The organism is Symbiopectobacterium purcellii (genome assembly GCF_019797845.1).
GTDB lineage: Bacteria > Pseudomonadota > Gammaproteobacteria > Enterobacterales > Enterobacteriaceae > Symbiopectobacterium > Symbiopectobacterium purcellii.
This window is the reverse complement of the sequence record NZ_CP081864.1, coordinates 3,881,269-3,900,270: the sequence shown is the minus strand read 5'-3', so window position 1 is coordinate 3,900,270 and position 19,002 is coordinate 3,881,269. Positions and strand designations below refer to the sequence as shown.

Below are 19,002 nucleotides of genomic sequence, written 5' to 3'. Positions count from 1 at the left end.
TTTTTACTGTCCGTTCGATGAGGGAATGTGTTACCCCAACGCTACCTTGATGCCGAGTGCAATCAGCACCGTACCCAGCAGTTTATCTACCAGTTTTTGCGCTTTTTCCAATGCACGGCGCACCGGGCCGCTTTGGAACAGCAGTACCAGCAGGGGCCACCATACCGCAGCCAGTCCCCAAATAATAAAGGCATACCACAGCTTTTCTCCCACGCTGGAGTGGGTACTCAGCACCTGAGTGAACATGGCTAGAAAGAACAGCGTGGCTTTGGGGTTAAGCAGGTTGCACAGGTAGCCTTGCAGGAAGGCCTTTTTCAAGCTGACTTCCTGGCGCGGGAGCGAAGCAACATTGAGCTTGCTGCCACCCCGAGAAAGTAATGCCTGAATACCGATCACGATCAAGTAAAGCGCGCCGGCATATTTTAAAATGTTAAACAGCCACGGTGTGGTGGTGATCACCACGGCTAATCCAGCGACGCAATAGGCCATATGCGTTGCGACACCGGTGATGACGCCCAACGCGGTCATCATGGCTGGCAGACGCGCATAGCGGGCCGCGTTTTTAATCACCAGAAAGAAGTCGGGGCCGGGCGAGAGCATACCCAGCGTCGCGATGGTGGCGACAAACAGTGAGGTTTCAAGCATCAACAGCGTCCAAATGGGTGACGAAGCGGAAAAGGGTATGTGGCCGATCTTAACGCGCTAACGCGCGTGATGCACTCATAAGATTTTATTCTTATCGGCAATATTGGCAATCAGAGCGCGTTGTGTTAACAAGTCTCCTTGCTTTATTTATGGTTATCTACCCGTAGGGTATATATCCATCATTATTTCAAATTATTCAGAGTCTCTTAATTTTATCAGTCAGGGTCTTCGTATGGTCAGCGAAACACCACAGCAGCGGGAAATTACCCGGCTGTGTATCCAATGCGCACTGATGCTGTTACAGCACGGTGCGGAGAGCACGGTAGTTGAGCAACTCTCTTCGCGCTTCGGGCTGGCGCTCGGGGTGGATAGCGTAGAAAGCTCCATTTCTGCCAACGCCATCGTCCTTACCACCATCATGAATGGACACTGCCTGACCTCGACGCGCAAGAACGTCGATCGTGGCATCAACATGCATGTGGTAACGGAAGTGCAGCATGTCGTGATCATGGCCGAGCACAAGCTGCTGGATGTGGCTGGCGTTGAGAAACGCCTGACGGGCATCAAGCCGCTGCGCTATCCGCGCTGGCTAGTGGTGACCATTGTTGCCCTCTCGTGTGGTTGCTTCAGTAAGCTCAACGGCGGCGGTTGGGATGCTTTTGTGGTCACCATGCTTGCCAGCGGTGTCGCAATGTATGTGCGTCAGGTATTGACCTCGCGCCATCTCAATCCCTTGATCAACTTCTGTATTACTGCTTTTGTCGCCACGTCGGTATCCGGGCTGCTGCTGCGCGTTCCCACTTTTCATCAAACCTCGACGGTGGCGATGGCGGCCAGTGTGTTGCTGCTGGTGCCCGGTTTTCCGCTGATTAATGCGGTAGCGGATATGTTTAAAGGGCATGTGAATACCGGACTGGCGCGCTGGGCGGTTGCCAGCCTATTGACGTTGGCAACCTGTATTGGCGTAGTGGCGGCAATGGCAATATGGGGGTTACGCACATGGGCTTAATGCTGCTGTGGGGGCTCTTGCAGGATATTTTGCTGGCGGCAGTGCCTGCGCTGGGCTTTGCTATGGTATTCAATGTACCGGTCAAGGCGTTGCCGTATTGCGCACTGCTGGGTGGCGTGGGGCACGGCGTGCGTTTCCTGTGCGTGCAAATGGGTATGCCCATCGAATGGGGATCGTTTCTGGCGGCCATATTGATCGGTGTGATCGGGATTCGTTGGTCGCGCTGGCTGTTGGCGCACCCGAAAGTGTTTACCGTTGCAGCGGTGATTCCGATGTTCCCCGGTATCTCAGCGTATACGGCGATGATCTCGTTGGTGGCGCTTTCCCATCAGGGCTACAGCGAAGCGTTGATGCGCGTGCTGATCACGCATTTCCTCAAGGCCTCTTTTATTGTTGGTGCACTGTCAATCGGGCTGTCGCTGCCGGGGATTTGGTTGTATCGCAAACGCCCCGGCGTGTAGCGGCATTAAGATTTTGCTTATTTTGTCCATCAGAAAATCGCCGTATCGACGTACCCATCACCTTTCCGTATAGTGTCTGCAATTTTTGAGCTATAGGGCTTTACCATGGTGATTAGTTTGATTGCAGCACTGGCGGTGGATCGTGTTATCGGCATGGAAAACGCCATGCCGTGGCATTTGCCTGCGGATCTGGCGTGGTTTAAGCGCCAGACGTTAAATAAGCCCATTATTATGGGACGTAACACGTTTCGCTCTATCGGCCAGCCATTGCCGGGGAGAAAAAATATTGTTGTCAGCAGCCGCGCTGGCGACGATGAGCGTGTGACCTGGGTGTCGACCTTGGAGGCGGCGCTTGAGGCTGCTTCAGACGCGGAAGAGGTGATGGTTATCGGTGGCGGCAGTATTTATCAGCAAATGCTGCCCCAGGCTTCCCGTATGTATCTGACGCATATTGATGCTGAAGTAGAAGGGGATACCCATTTCCCTGAGTACGAGCCGGATGCGTGGTCATCGGTATTCAGCGAGTTTCATGATGCGGATGAAAAGAATTCGCACAGCTATTGCTTTGAGATTCTCGAACGGCGTTAACCCAATAGATGCACGCGCGGCACAGTCAGGTCGCGCGTGCTTTATTTATTCTGCGCCGACGGCTGTCATGTCCTGCGCCAACGATGGCTGAGTGAAAACCTGCTTATCCTCCCAGCGCAACATTGTCAGTTCGCCTCCCCAGCAGCACCCCGTATCCAACGCATAAATGTTATCTGGCGTCCCTTTTCCTTCCAAAGAGGCCCAGTGGCCGAATGCGATGGCGTAGCCCGGTGTTTCAGCATTCCCTTCCACGATAGGGCTGGGCAAGTAAAACCACGGCTTGAGCAGTGAAGGCGCCTGAGAAGGGGCTTCTTTGCATATCATGTCTAGCTGTCCGCCAGAGAAGCAGTAACGCATACGGGTAAACACGTTGGTGCTAAAGCGCAGACGCGGTAAACCACTCAGCTCCGGGCTCCAGTGATTGGGCATATCACCGTACATCGCGTCCAAGAACAGCGGATAGCTGTCACTGCTGAGTATGGCTTCCACTTCACGTGCACACAGTTGTGCCGTCTCCAAATCCCACTGCGGCGTTACACCGGCATGGGCCATCACCAGTTTAAGATCGTTGTCGACCAGCATCACCGGTTGGCGACGCAGCCAGTTGATCAGGGTATCAACATCCCGTGCGTTCAGCAGATCGTTGAGCCTGTCTTTCGGCTTGTTCCTGCTGATGCCAGCATAAACCGCCAGCAAATGAAGATCGTGGTTGCCCAGTACCATCTGTGCAGCGGGGCCTAACGAACGCACATAGCGCAGCACCTCCAATGAGGCCGGACCGCGTGCTACCAGATCGCCGGTAAACCACAGTCTGTCGTGCGCCGGATTGAAAGAAACCTGTGCCAATAGCGCCATTAGCTCGTCAAAGCAGCCGTGAACATCGCCAATTAAGTAGGTAGACATCATCAATGTATCAGTGAGGGGATCGCTAAACGAAAAACAGAAATAGGAACCTGAAAGGCATCGCCCTGGTGATCGACCATGTGGTAATGGCCTTCCATGGTGCCCAACGGCGTTTCCAGCACCGTACCGCTGGTGTACTGAAATTCACTGCCAGGCTCGATCACCGGTTGTTCCCCGATCACGCCTTCGCCCTGAACTTCGGTTTGACGCCCGTTGGCGTTGGTGATCATCCAGTAACGCCCAATAAGTTGGACAGGATTACGCCCCAGATTGCGGATTGTGATGGTGTAAGCAAAGACAAAGCGGCTCTCATCGGGCTCGGACTGCGCTTCAACATAAAAACTCTGGACCTGAACACAAACACGGGGCGTATTAATCATCGCGACACTTCCAGTTATTCCTGCGTTGGCGGATGCTCAGACAGCCAGTTGGCCAGCCGGCAGTATTGCTCTACAGAGACATTTTCCGCACGGGCAGCGGGATCAATCTTTAACGCGACAAGCTGCTCGACGCTGAACACATTACCCAGGCTGTTGCGCAATGTTTTGCGGCGCTGGTTAAAGGCGGCTGTCGTAATACGGCTCAGTACGCGGACATCAGCAACAGGATAAGGCTGTACGGCATGAGGAACAAGACGTACGACAGCAGAATCCACTTTGGGCGGTGGTGTAAACGCGGTAGGTGGCACTTCAAGCACCGGGATCACCTGGCAGTAGTATTGTGCCATCACGCTTAACCGGCCATAGGCTTTGCTGTTCGGGCCAGCGACAAGGCGGTTCACCACTTCCTTTTGCAACATAAAGTGCATATCGCGAATAGCGTGAGTATAGCTAAACAGATGGAACATCAACGGCGTTGATATGTTGTAAGGTAAGTTACCAAAAACGCGTAAGGGCTGACCAATCTGCTGCGACAGCTCGGCAAAATTCACCGTCATGGCATCTTGCTGAATAACGGTAAGTTTATCTTTGAGTTGCGGATGCACCGTTAATCGAGCCGCCAGATCGCGGTCCAGTTCGACAACCGTAAACTGGGTAAGGTGCTCGGCAACGGGCAGCGTTAATGCGCCGAGGCCGGGACCAATCTCCACCATGGCGTGATCGGCCTGGGGATGAATGGCGGAGACAATACTTTCGATCACGAACTGATCGTTTAAAAAGTTCTGCCCGAAACGCTTACGGGCAAAGTGGCCTTGATGGACGCGATTATTCATTACGGTGTTTCGTTATGGTGTTGAGTCATGTTGATGGCAAGCTGCAATGCCGTGATAAAGCTGCCCGGTTCTGCGTCACCCGTTCCCGCGAGAGAGAGCGCGGTGCCGTGATCGACAGAGGTTCGGATAAAGGGTAAGCCTAGCGTAATGTTAACCGCTCGACCAAACCCCTGGTATTTTAATACCGGCAGCCCTTGATCGTGATACATCGCCAGTACGGCGTCTGCTTCTTTCAGGTATTTGGGTTGGAATAGCGTATCTGCGGGCAGTGGGCCCACCAGATTCATCCCCTGCGCGCGCAGTTCATCCAGCGCAGGAATGATGATATCCAACTCCTCTCGTCCCATATTGCCGCCTTCACCCGCATGGGGATTGAGCCCACACACGTAAATGCACGGCTGTGCCAGCCCGAATTTCTGCTGGAGGTCGCGCTGCAAAATCGTAAGCACCTCATGCAGACTGTCGCGGGTTATGGCACGGGAGACGTCGGCCAGCGGCAGGTGCGTGGTCGCCAGCGCCACCCGCAGTTCCTCGGTCGCCAGCATCATCACCACTTTTTCGCAGCCGCTGCGATCGGCGAAAAACTCGGTGTGTCCGCTAAAAGGCACACCGGCATCGTTGATGATACCTTTATGCACGGGGCCGGTCACGAGTGCGGCAAATTCACCGCTCAGGCAACCATCACAGGCGCGAGCTAGCGTGTTTACAACATACAAGCCGTTATCGACGTTAAGGTCGCCGGGGGAAACCTCTGCGGATAATGCAACCGGTAATATTGTCAACGAGCCGGCACGTTGCGCGCTCGCGGGGGGACCGGGTTGGTAGTCTCGCAGCGTTAGCGACAGGCCCAGCAATGTTGCTCGACTGCGCAACAACGCCGGGTCGGCGCATACCACCAATTCTACCGGCCAGTCGCGCTGGGCCAGTTGAATGATCAGGTCCGGACCAATCCCGGCGGGTTCGCCGGGGGTGATAACGATACGAGACGTGGCTGTGGTCATTGTGCTGAGCTGCTGTCGCTGCCGTTAACGATCTTCACGTAAGCGGCTGCACGTTGTTCCTGCATCCAGGTTTGCGCCTCTTCAGAGAATTTACGGTTAAACAGCATACGGTAAGCACGATCTTTCTGCGCCGCGTCGGTTTTGTCGACCTGGCGCGTGTCTAACAGTTGGATCAAGTGCCAGCCGAAGGAGGAGTGGACCGGGGCACTGATTTCCCCTTTGCGCAGTTTCATCAGTGCATCGCGGAATGACGGATCGTACATATCCGCCGTTGCCCATCCCAGATCGCCGCCCTGATTGGCCGAACCGGGATCTTGCGAAAGCTGTTTTGCCTGCGCCGCAAAATCGGTCGTTCCCTGTTTGATCTGTTGTGCTACTTCTTCCAGTTTTGCCTGTGCCTGACTGTCGTTCATCACGACGGACGGTTTCAACAGGATGTGGCGTGCATGTACTTCAGTAACGGAAACCGATTTGTCACTGCCGCGAATATCGTTAACGCGCAAAATGTGGAAACCCACACCGGAACGGATCGGGCCGACCACCTGGCCTTTTTGGGCTTGCGTCAGGCGTTCAGCGAACAGGGAAGGGATCTCCTGAAGTTTGCCCCAGCCCATTTGGCCGCCTTTCAGCGCCTGTGAATCCGCCGAGTGTGCGATCGCCAGCTTGGCGAAGTCGGCTCCACCTTTCAACTGTTGTACCAATGAGTTAGCCAGGTTTTCTGCATCGTCCACCTGCTGCTGCGACGGGTTTTCTCCGAGCGGGATCAGAATGTGGCTCAGATTCAGTTCAGCGTCTTCACCGGTCTGGTTGGCGATCTGTTTCGCCAGCGCGTCAACTTCCGGCGGCAGGACGGTGATGCGGCGACGCACTTCGTTATTACGGACTTCGGCAATGGTCATCTCTTTGCGAATCTGGTTGCGATAGGCGCTGTAGGTCAGATTCTCATAAGCCAACTGGCTTTTCAGCTGGTCGAGCGTCATGCGGTTTTGTGCCGCAATATTGTTGATGGCCTGATCCAACTGCGCGTCACCGATCTGGATATTCATCTTTTTTGCCATTTGCAAAATGATGTTATCCATAATCAGACGATCGAGGATCTGGTGGCGCAACGTACTTTCATCCGGTAACTGTTGTCCCGCTTGCTGCGCATTCATCTTCACGGACTGTAAAAGCGTGCTGACATCACTTTCAAGCACGACGCTGTTGTCCACGACGGCGGCGACTTTATCAACAACCTGTGGCGCGGCTACGGCTACATTGGCGCTGAGGGCCAGCCCGAGGATAAGCGTTTTCCAGTTCTTCATACCTTTCCCGTTAGTTTCACCCGCAAAGCGGATTAAAAGTTGATGTGTTACCGTTCATTCCACGCGCGCATGACCGCATCAGAAGGCGCGCTGATAAGGCAGAATACCTGAGCGCAGCATTTTTTGCGCACCCAACGTTTCATTGCTGCTTAAACCACGCAGCTCAATGTTGATCGAGAACTTGTTGTCATACTCACTGGATTGCCGATTGGTGTTCCAGTCGGTAATTTTCCGCTCGTAGCCCATATTGACGGCCCAGCAGCAGGTGTTGTATTGAAAGCCGATACGCTGATTGGCGGTTTGATTCGCTTTGGTATCGTAGTAATACGACCCGACCACGGACCAACGGTCGGCAATCGGCCAGGCGGCGGTGAACCCCACTTGCGAAATGCCCTGCTGATAGGCACGGCTTGCCAACAGATTCTGCACGGAGTTTTGAATATATTTCCTGCTGGCATAGCGGTAGTTCAGTTGCACCAGTTTCTCGCTATCCTGCCGGTATTCCAGCACGGCGTTGCCCTGAGAAATGCTCTCGAGGCGCGTGTCATATTGCAAACCGCCGCGCATGCCCCACAGATCGTTAATCTTCCAATAGCTGTCACCGGCCCACACCAGACTGCCGTTATTGTCGCTTTTGTCCATGACCGTGGTGCTGTCCCCGGTTCTTGGACGATCGAAGTAATAGATTTGACCGACGGAAGCATTAAAACGTTCCACCAAATTTTGATCATAAACGCGGGTGGTCAAACCGGTTGCAACCTGATTTGCCGACGCGATGCGATCCAGCCCGCTGTAGCTGCGGTCGCGGAACAGGCCGGTGTAGTCGTTTTGCAGCAGCGTAGAGTCATAGGTGTAAATGCTGCTCTGATCGCGGTAAGGCTCGTACAGGTACTGGACGCGCGGCTCCAGCGTTTGGGTAAAGGCGTTGGACCAATCCATTTCGCGTTCAAACACCTGTTTGCCGTCAACTTTGTACTGCGGCAAAACGCGATTGACCGAGTCTTTCAGCGCATCGCGCTTGATGTTACTGATTTGCGGGTTGGGATCGGCGCGGAAGCGTTGCAGATTGGTTTGTTGATAATGGGTCGCCATCACCTTCGCTTCGGTGTTCAGGCTACCCCACTGGTTGGTTAATGGCAGACTGATCGTCGGCTCAGCATGAAAACGCGTCGCTTCGGGACGGTTGTTGTTCATGTTGGTAAATTTTACCGCCTGCCCATAAAGATGCATATCGAACGGGCCGATATCCTCTCGGTAGTAGTTGAGATCGAGTTGGGGTTCGGCGCGGTAAACATCATTGTTGGTGTTGGCTGCCAGCAATTGGAACTGTTTATTGGATAACGTCGCGTCCCAATCCTGGTTGGCATAGCCGACGCTGAATTTTTGGTTCACGTAGCCGCTGGTCGTGGAGCCGTAAGAAGAATCGAGGTCTTTGAAATAGTTGATATCGCTGACCTTGGTGTAATCGCTGTTAAAGCGCCACACCTGATCCATGATACCGTCGTGCTGCCAGTGCAACAGCCTGCGCGTATCTTTGTCATCTTCATTGTCACGACGATAGGCTCTATCATTCGGCAGCCAGTCCAACTGCACCGTGCCGGTGCCCGGTGCGACCAGATAACGGAACTCGTTTTGCAACTGTACGCCGCGCTTGGTCAAAACGTGCGGTGTAATGGTCGCATCCATGTTGGGTGCGATATTCCAGTAGTAGGGCGTGATCAGTTCAAAACTGCTGCTGCCGCTGTAGCGGGCATTCGGGATCAAAAAGCCGGAACGGCGTTTGTCACCTACCGGCAGTTGCAGGTAAGGGCTGTAGAAGACCGGGACGTCGCCAATTTTGACGCGCGCATTCCAAATTTCAGCAACTTGCTCATCCCTGTCATGGATCACTTCCGAACCGACGACACTCCAGCTATCATCACCCGGCAGGCAAGTGGTGAAAGAACCGTTTTCCAGAATGGTATAGCGACTGTCACCGCGCATTTGCATTTTATCGGCATCGCCACGACCCTGACGGTCAACCATCTGGTAATCGCCCTGAAACACGTCGGTATCTCGCGTGTTCAGATTAGACCAGGCTTTGGGGCCTTTCAGGATGACCAGGTTGTCATCATAATTGACATTGCCGGTGGCGGTGATGGTGCGAACCGGGGCACCCGTGGCATCAGTGCCGGTCTGGCGCAGTTCAACCTGATCGGCCTGCAAGCGGCTGTTGCCTTGCTCAATGTTGACGTTACCCAGGAAACGGGCGTTATCCGGATAGTTAGCTTCGCTTTTGTCCGCCTGAATATGTACCGGGAGCGTATTAGGCTCGCCAGTGACCAGCGGCCGTGTGAACGTAGGAACGCCAAGCCGACACTGGGCGGCAAGATCGGCCAACGCATGTTGGCTGTAGAGCGCCGACCCAATCAAGGTGGCCAGCAGAGTTGGAAAACATTTTTTCATACGCGGTATCGGTGTTCCGTCATCAAGGGCATCATGCCGGCAAACGGTCAGAGACTATATCACTGGCTTACGTTGCGCCAGTGTAAATTCCCCACTGTTTCTCTGCTCTGCCGTTAGGTGCAACGCTAAATGACGGGTATGATAAAGCAATTTTTGGCCGACGGCATGAGGATTTGAGGAAGTATATGCGCTATTGGGGCAAGTTGCTGGGCTTGATACTGGGTATTATGTCCGGCGGCGGCGTGTGGGGTGTGATTACGGGCGTGCTGATGGGCCATATGGTTGACAGAACCAGGGCAGCGCGTCGTCGTGATTATTTCTCTGCACAGTCTACCCGACAGTCGCTGTTTTTTCTCACTACCTTCCAGGCTATGGGACACCTGAGCAAATCCAAAGGGCGCGTCACTGAAGCGGATATTCATGCTGCCACCTTGATGATGGACCGTCTGGAGCTGTTTGGTGAGGCTCGCTTGGCGGCTCAGCAGGCCTTTCGTGAAGGGAAATCAAATGCATTCCCGGTACGCACCAAACTGCGTAAGCTGCGCGATGCTTGCCTGGGCCGCTTCGATATGATCAGAATGTTTCTCGATATCCAGCTTCAGGTTGCGTTTAACGACGGTGCGCTGCACCCGAACGAACGGCGGTTGCTGTACGTGTTTGCCGATGAGTTGGGCGTGACGCGTGAACAGTTCGAATTTTTCATGCGTAATATGGAAGGGCAACAGCGCCAGTCTCAGCAACAGGGCCAATCGAAGCAACACCAATCAAAGCAGAATGGCAAATCCTACCAGCGCCGCAATCAATCCTACGGCGGCCAGTCATATGGTGGGCAATCGCAGGGTGGGCAGCGTCAGCAGGAGCCTTATACGCGGGGGCCTACGCTTGAGAGCGCCTGCCGCACGCTGGGCGTGCGCACCAGTGATGATGCGGCTACGGTAAAACGCGCTTATCGTAAACTGATGAATGAGCACCACCCTGATAAACTGGCGGGTAAGGGGCTCTCGCCGCGCATGATGGACATGGCAAAACGCAAGGCGCAAGACATTCAGGCCGCCTATGAGTTTTTGAAAAGCAGCCACGCCGCCAAATAACGTCCTTCCCCTTTTTCCCGCGTTTCTCCAGATTACCTTAAAAATCAGGCTCACAGCGAAAATGCATCGGCGTACCAAACGTGGGGTGCGTAATAGCCAGTTCCTGTGCGTGCAGCAGCAGACGCGGTGCCAAAGCTTTGGCTTCTGGATGGGCGTAAAAACCGTCACCGAGGATCGGGTGCCCGAGTGCGAGCAAGTGCACGCGCAATTGGTGTGAGCGCCCGGTAATGGGCATCAGCTTCACTCGCGTGGTGCCATCGGCTTCGCGTGCCAGTACCTCATACTGGGTTTGCGCCGGTTTTCCCTGCTCAAAACAGACCTTCTGTTTTGGGCGATTGGGCCAGTCGCAAATCAGTGGCAGATCGATCAACCCTTCATCGTGCTCCAGCCAGCCCCATACCCGTGCGATATAGGATTTTTTTGGCTCGCGTTCGCGAAATTGACGCTTCAACTCCCTTTCGGCCGCTTTGGTTAACGCGACGGCAATCACACCGCTGGTGGCCATATCGAGGCGATGCACGGATTCTGCGTGAGGAAAATCCCGCTGAATGCGGCTCATCGTGCTGTCGTGATGCTCAGGCGCTCTGCCGGGCACGGAGAGCAAGCCGCTGGGCTTGTTGACCACAATAATATGTTGATCCTGATACAACACGTGCAGCCAGGGATCGAGGGGCGGGTTATAGGGTTCCATGATGGCTCCTGCGGCGGCAACGGAGAGGCCGTTGCCGCCGGCATTATTGACTACTGGTGAGAGACCACCACCAAACGAATGGCATCCAGTCGCCAGTTGGCCTGATGCAGATTGAGCAATACCTGTTCCCGCTGTGTTTCCAGCGCTAGCAGTTCATCGTCGCGGATATTCGGGTTGACCGCTTTCAGGGCTTCCAGTCGTTCCCGTTCGCGACGCAGTTGCAGATCGGCCTGCTGTTGTGCGTCGATAATCAACTGCTGTGCCTGTGCGGCAATCAAGGGTTCGGCCTGCTGCAACATACTGTGAACGTCAGCTTGCACCGCATTCACCAATTTGCTGGAGGTGTGGCGGTTCACGGCATTGAGCTGGCGGTTAAAGCTTTCAAATTCCACCTGCGGAGCCAGATTCTTGCCTGTGCGAGCCATCAGTAAACGCAGCGGGGTAGGCGGCAGGAAGCGCGTCAACTGCAACTGCTTCGGTGCCTGTGCTTCGACCACGTAGACCAGTTCAGCCAGCAATGTCCCCACGGGCAGCGCTTTGTTTTTCAACAACGATACGGCACAGCTACCGGTATCACCGGACAAAATCAGATCCATACCGTTGCGGATCAACGGATGTTCCCAACTGACAAACTGTGCATCTTCCCGCGACAGCGCCTGCTCACTTTCGAAAGTGATGGTGCAGCCATCCTGCGGCAAGCCGGGAAAATCCGGCACCAGCATATGATCGGAAGGTGTCAGAATAATCAGATTATCGCTGCGGTCTTCCTGATTCACGCCGACGATGTCGAACAGATTCAGGGCGAAAGTGACCAGATTAACGTCGTTGTCCTGTTCCTCAATGGATTGAGCCAGCGCCTGCGCGGTTTCACCCCCGTTAGAGTGCATTTCCAGCAGGCGATCGCGGCCGAGTTCGAGCTGCGCTTTCAGCGCATCGTGCTGTTGACGGCATGCGCGAATAAATTCATCCAACCCATCGCTTTCTGTGGGAGCGCTCAGGCGTTCAATCAGCGTGCCATAATGGGCATCATAAATGGTACGGCCCGTTGGACAGGTATGTTCGAAGGCATCAAGCCCCTCGTGGTACCAGCGCACCAGCAGCGCTTGCGCGGTATTTTCCAGATAGGGCACCAGCACCTGAATTTCTTGCGTCTGTCCGATACGATCCAGACGTCCGATACGTTGCTCCAGTAGATCCGGATTAAACGGCAGATCGAACATGATCAGGTGGCTGGCGAACTGGAAGTTACGTCCTTCTGAACCGATCTCCGAACAGATCAACACCTGCGCGCCATCTTCTTCCGAGGCAAAATAGGGCGCCGCGCGATCGCGCTCAAGGATAGACAACCCTTCGTGGAATACGGCGGCGCGAATAGCTTCACGCGTGCGCAATACCTGCTCAAGCTGCAAGGCTGTGGCGGCTTTGGCGCAAATCACCAATATTTTTTTGTCGCGATTGGCCGTCAGATAGCCGAGCAGCCACTCAACGCGCGGATCGAAGTTCCACCAGGTGGCATCGTCCCCTTCCAGCATTTGATAAATCTGCTCCGGGTACAGCATGTCACGCGCGCGCGCTTCCGGCGTTTTACCGCCACTCATGATGCCGGAGACTTTAATGGCCGTCTGGTATTGCGCGGGCAGTGGTAACTTGATCTGGTGCAACACACGCTGCGGGAAGCCTTTCACACCTTGGCGCGTATTGCGGAACAGCACGCGGCTGGTGCCGTGTCTGTCCATCAGCATGGCAATCAGCTCCTGCCGTGCAGCGTGGCGATCGGCGGTGTCGCTATTGACAGCCTTGAGCAGCGGTTCGCAGTCTTGCTCGCTCAGCAATTCGGTGAGCAGGTTCATCTCATCTTTGCTGAGGTTTTCATCGGCAAGCAGTAGCGCAACGGCATCCGCCACCGGACGATACTGCTGCTGTTCTTTAACGAATTCACGGTAGTCGTGGAAACGGTTTGGATCTAACAGTCGTAAGCGAGCAAAGTGGCTCTCCTGACCGAGTTGCTCAGAGGTCGCCGTCAGTAACAGCACGGCAGGTATATGCTGCGCCAGTTGTTCAATCGCCTGATATTCAGGGCTTGGGGCAGCTTCGCTCCAGGCGAGATGGTGCGCTTCATCGACCACCAGCAAATCCCAATGGGCCGCGAGCAGTTGTTCAAAGCGCGCCGCATTTTTCTGAACAAAACCCAGGGAACAGATGATCAATTGCTCGGTTTCAAACGGGTTACTGCTGTCGAGTCGGGCCTCGGCATAGCGTTCATCATCAAACAGGGAGAACAGCAGGTTAAAGCGGCGCAGCATCTCCACCAGCCACTGATGTTGCAGGGTTTCCGGCACCACAATCAGCACACGTTCAGCGCGCCCAGCCAACAGTTGTTGGTGGATAATCATCCCGGCTTCAATGGTTTTGCCCAGACCCACTTCATCAGCCAGCAGCACGCGCGGCGCGTGGCTCTGACCGACTTCACGTGCAATGTGCAACTGGTGGGGGATCAGGCTGGCGCGCATACCACGCAGGCCCCCCCCACGGCTGCAAGGCTTGAGCCTGTTGGTGCAATCGCGTGCGATAGCGCAGGGCAAAGCGATCCATACGGTCGATCTGGCCGGCAAACAGGCGGTCTTGCGGCTTATTAAAGGTCAACTTACTGTCCAGCATCACTTCGCGCAGCTCTGCCGGTGTGCCGTCATCAAGGCGTTCACCGATATAAACGATCAGCCCGTTTTCGTCGCGGGTTTCAGTGACGCTGAGCTGCCAGCCTTCGTGACTGGTGACGGTATCGCCAGAATTAAACATGACACGGGTGATCGGAGCATCGCTTCTCGAATAGAGGCGATTTTCTCCGCTTGCAGGAAAAAGCAGTGTGACCATGCGTACATCCAGAGCAACAACCGTGCCCAGTCCCAGCTCGCTTTCCGTATCGCTGATCCAGCGTTGACCAAGTGTAAAAAGCATAAATTCGTAGCTCGATATTTGTCATTGTCGGACAGCGCAAAGCCTGTCGTTAATCCCTTTGGAGATGAATGAGTAGTGGTGGTACTGCATACCCGTTTTTAGTCAGGCATTAAAAGAGGGGTATGGTAATGGAAGGCGCGGCATTCGTCATCCATTCAACGCTTAAAATAATCCCATCTGGCCAGTAATCAGGTTGGAAAAATCATCCTGTAAAAACGGCAGAATAGCATCAGCCACCGGTTGCAGTTGGCGCTCTACGTAGTGAGTATAGTCCAGCGTCGAATGCCGGGTTTCCAAAGGCTCCGGGCCGCTCTGCGTCATTACATAGCTGATCCAACCGCCATTCTGGTATTGGAGTGGGCGACCTATCTGGCGGTTGTAGTCGTCAGCGAGTCGGGCGGCACGCACGTGTGGAGGTACGTTTTTTTGGTAATCACTCAGTGGACGACGCAGCCGTTTGCGGTAGACAAGCAGATTGTCAAACTCGCCGCTGAGGGTTTTTTCGACATATTCTCGCAGCCAGGCTTGATACGGTTGTTGGCGGAAAATCCGCGCATAAAGCTGTTGCTGGAACTGCTGCGCCAGTGGCGTCCAATCGGTGCGTACCGTTTCCAGCCCTTTGTAAACCATTTTTTCCCCGTCTGGCGTCTGCACCATTCCCGCATAGCGTTTCTTGCTGCCCTGTTCCGCGCCGCGAATGGTGGGCATCAAAAAGCGGCAGTAGTGGGTTTCAAATTGCAATTCGAGCGCGCTGGTCAGCCCTAAGGTTTGTTGCAGGTGGTTTTGCCACCAGCGATTGACCAACTGGGCCAGCTTGCGGCCTATCTCGATGGCGTCATCATTCTCGTGCGCGCGTTTCAGCCAGACGAAGGTGGAGTCGGTATCACCGTAGATCACCTGATAGCCCTGTGACTCAATCAAGGCGCGGGTTTGCTGCATAATCTCGTGACCGCGCAGGGTGATGGAGGAGGCCAGCCGCGGATCGAAGAAACGGCAGCCGCTGGCGCCTAGCACGCCATAGAACGCGTTCATGATGATTTTCAGCGCCTGCGACAGCGGTTTATTCCCCGCTCGCTTGGCGGCATCGCGTCCCTGCCAGATCTGCTCGACAATAGCAGGCAGGCAGTGCTGCTGGCGCGAGAAGTGGGCACCGCGAAAGCCGGGCACTGACGCGTCGTCATCCGGTTGCTGCATGCCGCAAATCAACCCTACCGGGTCGATAAGAAAGGTACGGATGATCGAGGGATACAGGCTTTTATAATCGAGCACCAACACCGAGTCGTACAGCCCAGGAGATGAATCCATCACAAAGCCGCCGGGGCTCGCCTCGACGGCAACCTCACCCAGATTAGGGGCGACGTAGCCAAGGCGATGCATGCGCGGCAGATACAGGTGGCTGAATGCGGCGACCGACCCGCCGCTGCGATCTGCCGCCAATCCGGTGACGGTGGCGCGTTCCAGCAAGAACGGCATCAGCTCGGTTTTTTCAAAAATACGCGTGACCAGCTCACAGTCCTGAAGGTTATAGCGGGCGAGGGCGGGTTTATCGTGTGCAAAGCGCTGCTCGATTTCATCCATGCGCTGGTAGGGATTATCTGACAGTTTGCCTTCACCCAGCAGCGTCTGGGACACGTACTCCAGACTGAACGAAGGAAAATTCCAGGTAGCGGATTTCAAGGCTTCAATGCCGTCTACGATCAGCCGCCCTGGCGTACTGGCAAAGAAATGTCCCTGTTTAAAACCGTGCTCGCGCCACTCTAACTCCTGATTACCCCGCCCCAAGCGCAGCGGGATGCGATAACGCTCGGCATGCTTTTGCAGTACGCGCAGGTCAAACTGCACCAGATTCCAACCGATGATGACATCGGGATCGTGCTCTGCAAACCAGGCGTTGAGTTTCTCCAGCAATTGCGGGCGACTGCTGACGTATTCCAGTGCAAATTCAGCGTCAGACGGCACACCATCTGGCTCTGGACCCAGCATATACACCTGACGCTGCCCACACCCTTCCAGCCCGATGCAATAAAGCTCACCGTGCCGGCTGGTTTCGATATCCAGCGATACCAGCTTTAATGGGGGTCGATAGTCAGGGCAGGGCTTCATCTGCGCGTGAACCACCGCGTTCGGCCCGGCAGGCTGACCGCTGAACCACACGGGGGCGGTGATGAAGCGCTCCATCAAATAACGATCGGGTGGGCGGATATCCGCTTCATAAACGGTAATGCCAGCTTCCTGTAACCGTTTTTCCAGCGCCAGCAGTTGGCGGTAATGGGAGCAATAGAGACCCAGCAGCGGCTGATGGTGAAAATCGCGCAAGGTCAGGGGGCGCAACGAGGGGGGGCGCTGCTTACGCGGTGCAGATGTATCGGCATTCAGCAGCACTTCAGCACGCGCCTGCTGCGGCGCGGGAATAAAAGCCACGGCTTGTTGAGGTGGCAAAGCAACCAGCACCGGCCCACCCTCGGTGGCGAGCCAGAGATCAATCTGAATGCCAGCGGGGGTGTCATGCCAGTGGCGGGTAAGAATAAACCCCTGAGACGCCTGCACCACGCGTGAATACCTCAGTCAAGAGAGAAGTATTAAGTATGGTTATATATACAGTTATGGTCTAGTGTTATCTTCACACCCGTTATCTTCAAACACCCGGGGCCAGCACCACGCGATTACGGCCTTCCTGCTTGGCGCGGTAGAGCGCTTTATCGGCCAATTTGAGCGCCTGATCAATGGTAAAATCACCGTTTTTGTCCGCGCGCCACAGGGAAACCCCCAGCGAAATGGTGATGTGGCCCGCAGGCGATGCCATCTCTGCGGTGCTGGTGCGCAGTCGTTCGGCTATCTGCTCGGCAATCTCCTGCGACGTTTCCGGGAGCAGCACTAAAAACTCTTCGCCGCCGCTGCGACACAAAATATCGCTGTCGCGAGAGCCGGTTCTTAACTGTTCCGCGATAAATTTGATGACCGCATCCCCGGTATCATGACCGAAGGTGTCGTTAACCCGTTTAAAATGGTCAATATCCAGCGCGATAATGGCGAAATCACGGTGCAAGGTATGCCAATACTTGAGAATGGTATCCAGCCCACGGCGGTTGTACAGGCCGGTCATCGGGTCGGTTTGCGCTTCGAAACGCAGTTTGCCAATCTTTTGCTGTAGCAGATTGATGCCAATCAGCATGGCCTGTTTGAGCTGTGTCGCCTCAAAATACCAGGAGGGGATCTTGTCGATATCCTCGGAAATATCGTTGGCATCCATCTTATTGGCGCTGCGTGCCAGCAGCCACAGCGGCTGGGCAATCAGACGTGCCAGCAGCCATACGCACAGAATGGTCAGCAGTGCCAATGGCAGCGTGTGGCGCAGAACGTTGAGCATCAGCCCCTCGAGTGGTTTAAGCGTCTCTAACGTTGGTCGCAGCGCGACAACTTCCCAACCCGTGGCGGGAACGATGGCAAAGCCTGCCAGCATCTTCTCGCCAACGTAATTCACCATCTGCTGGCTGCCGTTCGTCGGGCCTTGATGAGGAACCACCAGATTATTGGTTTCCGTTTGCCCGATACGCCCGTTGTCTTTGTGATAGAGCATGCGCCGCTGGCTGTCGGTGACGTAGATATAAGAGCCATCACGGTAGTAGTGTTGTCCGAGCAGGGTATTCAGGATGCTGTTTTTTTTCAGATAGATAGAACCACCGACGAATCCCAGATAGCGAGCGGACCGATCGAAAATGGGGCTGGATATCAAAACAATCAGATTTTCTGCCGCAGAGATGTAGGGTTGGCTGATCAGTGGCACGCGCGCTTTAAGTGCTGCCAGTGCGCCATCGGTCGTCAGTTTCTGCCCGATAAGCTGGAAGGTATCCGGCGACGTGGCGCGCACCACCCCTTTGGCATCTGCCACTAGCACGGAATTAAAACTGTGGGTTTGCAAACGTAGCCGATCGGCTTCTTGTACCAGGTTAACCGTGTCATTAAAGTCTTCTGCCAAAACGGTGGCGCTGTAGGCCAACTGCTGTTGCGCATTCTCAAAAAAGGTCTGCGTTTCGGCGGCCAGCTTGCTGGCGTAAACCCGGTTTGATTCCAGCGTATTAGTAATCAACAGTTCGCGCTGCACGCGATAGGTAGCATAAAAGCTATTTGCAAGCGTGATCAGAGCGCTCATTACCGCTAATAGCAGGATTAAACGGCGTAATCCGACATGATGAAATACGCTAGAAGACATAAAGAGTGACAAAGAGCCTGACGAAAAGGTTATTCATGATAAGGGTTGTTGACTATTATGTATACCTTCATATTTTATGGGACGGTCGCATTATTGTTGTCTTTTTTTACCGTTAACCCTTTTTGGCGATGCGCGTGTGAAGTGTTTTTTTTCATTAAAAATCTGTCAGATAGGAAATAATAAGGCGTGTATTAATTGGGTTTTTCTCAGTAGATAAAAAATGGTGCAAGTGCGTCATTTATCAGTAGCAAACGTAACACTTTTTGCACATATCGAGGGATAAAAATAATATATACAAACACATACTTGTATTGAAAAAGTTATTACGTCGTGCCTTGCATTATTTCATTTATTCCCCCTCTCTTGTTGGTATTGTGATTTTTATCACAATATTAGGCCATGCTGTCCCCAGCACGTGCTTGCTATCTCCCCGTTAACCCCCTCGTTCTGATGGCTGCGTCACGTACAACGCTGGGAAGAGGAACG

General features: G+C 54.4%; 14 protein-coding genes and 1 pseudogene. 4 read left to right on the top strand and 11 right to left on the bottom strand.

Annotation, left to right across the window (positions count from 1 at the left end):
• Positions 1–30: 30 nt before the first annotated feature.
• On the bottom strand, positions 31–645 hold the full coding sequence (locus K6K13_RS18185) for a LysE family translocator (protein WP_222158238.1): 615 nt from the start codon (positions 643–645) through the stop codon (positions 31–33).
• A gap of 232 nt (positions 646–877) precedes the next feature.
• Here K6K13_RS18185 and K6K13_RS18180 point away from each other — a divergent pair, with 232 nt between their 5' ends.
• The 3 genes from K6K13_RS18180 to folA all read left to right on the top strand — a co-directional run bounded on the left by K6K13_RS18180 (position 878) and on the right by folA (position 2,703).
• Complete coding sequence (locus K6K13_RS18180) at positions 878–1,654, top strand: threonine/serine exporter family protein (RefSeq protein ID WP_222158237.1); 777 nt, start codon at positions 878–880, stop codon at positions 1,652–1,654.
• Complete coding sequence (locus K6K13_RS18175; protein ID WP_222158236.1) at positions 1,645–2,115, top strand: threonine/serine exporter; 471 nt, start codon at positions 1,645–1,647, stop codon at positions 2,113–2,115. Before K6K13_RS18180 ends, K6K13_RS18175 begins: the two co-directional genes overlap by 10 nt.
• Positions 2,116–2,223: 108 nt before the next feature.
• Entirely contained in the window at positions 2,224–2,703 is a 480-nt protein-coding gene (gene folA, locus K6K13_RS18170) for a type 3 dihydrofolate reductase (protein WP_222161169.1), read from the top strand.
• Positions 2,704–2,748: 45 nt separating this feature from the next.
• Here folA and apaH read toward each other — a convergent pair whose 3' ends face one another.
• The 6 genes from apaH to lptD form a co-directional block, all read right to left on the bottom strand.
• Positions 2,749–3,606: a bis(5'-nucleosyl)-tetraphosphatase (symmetrical) ApaH gene (apaH, locus tag K6K13_RS18165; protein ID WP_222161168.1), complete on the bottom strand. Its 858-nt coding sequence runs from the start codon at positions 3,604–3,606 to the stop codon at positions 2,749–2,751.
• A gap of 2 nt (positions 3,607–3,608) precedes the next feature.
• Positions 3,609–3,986, bottom strand: a complete 378-nt coding sequence (apaG, locus tag K6K13_RS18160) for a Co2+/Mg2+ efflux facilitator ApaG/CorD (protein ID WP_222158235.1) — start codon at positions 3,984–3,986, stop codon at positions 3,609–3,611.
• Between the two features lie 14 nt (positions 3,987–4,000).
• A complete protein-coding gene (rsmA, locus tag K6K13_RS18155; RefSeq protein ID WP_222158234.1) occupies positions 4,001–4,819 on the bottom strand; it encodes a 16S rRNA (adenine(1518)-N(6)/adenine(1519)-N(6))-dimethyltransferase RsmA in 819 nt (272 codons plus the stop codon).
• The gene (pdxA, locus tag K6K13_RS18150; protein WP_222158233.1) at positions 4,819–5,820 is read right to left on the bottom strand and encodes a 4-hydroxythreonine-4-phosphate dehydrogenase PdxA; all 1,002 of its coding nucleotides are present in this window, start codon (positions 5,818–5,820) and stop codon (positions 4,819–4,821) included. Before pdxA ends, rsmA begins: the two co-directional genes overlap by 1 nt.
• Positions 5,817–7,124 carry a peptidylprolyl isomerase SurA gene (gene surA / locus K6K13_RS18145; protein WP_222158232.1) on the bottom strand — a complete coding sequence of 436 codons (1,308 nt, stop codon included), beginning with the start codon at positions 7,122–7,124 and terminating at the stop codon, positions 5,817–5,819. Before surA ends, pdxA begins: the two co-directional genes overlap by 4 nt.
• Before the next feature lie 78 nt (positions 7,125–7,202).
• A complete protein-coding gene (gene lptD, locus K6K13_RS18140) occupies positions 7,203–9,569 on the bottom strand; it encodes an LPS assembly protein LptD (RefSeq protein ID WP_222158231.1) in 2,367 nt (788 codons plus the stop codon).
• Between the two features lie 185 nt (positions 9,570–9,754).
• On the opposite strand from lptD, the gene djlA reads away from it, so the two are divergent.
• Positions 9,755–10,660, top strand: a complete 906-nt coding sequence (gene djlA / locus K6K13_RS18135) for a co-chaperone DjlA (protein WP_222158230.1) — start codon at positions 9,755–9,757, stop codon at positions 10,658–10,660.
• A 37-nt stretch (positions 10,661–10,697) separates the two neighbouring features.
• Here djlA and rluA read toward each other — a convergent pair whose 3' ends face one another.
• The 4 genes and pseudogenes from rluA to K6K13_RS18115 form a co-directional block, all read right to left on the bottom strand.
• On the bottom strand, positions 10,698–11,351 hold the full coding sequence (gene rluA / locus K6K13_RS18130; protein ID WP_222158229.1) for a bifunctional tRNA pseudouridine(32) synthase/23S rRNA pseudouridine(746) synthase RluA: 654 nt from the start codon (positions 11,349–11,351) through the stop codon (positions 10,698–10,700).
• A 50-nt stretch (positions 11,352–11,401) separates the two neighbouring features.
• A pseudogene (gene rapA / locus K6K13_RS18125) lies at positions 11,402–14,306 on the bottom strand (RNA polymerase-associated protein RapA).
• Between the two features lie 162 nt (positions 14,307–14,468).
• A complete protein-coding gene (locus tag K6K13_RS18120) occupies positions 14,469–16,856 on the bottom strand; it encodes a DNA polymerase II (protein WP_222158228.1) in 2,388 nt (795 codons plus the stop codon).
• 85 nt (positions 16,857–16,941) lie between these two features.
• Positions 16,942–18,516: a sensor domain-containing diguanylate cyclase gene (locus K6K13_RS18115; RefSeq protein WP_222158227.1), complete on the bottom strand. Its 1,575-nt coding sequence runs from the start codon at positions 18,514–18,516 to the stop codon at positions 16,942–16,944.
• Positions 18,517–19,002 lie beyond the last annotated feature (486 nt).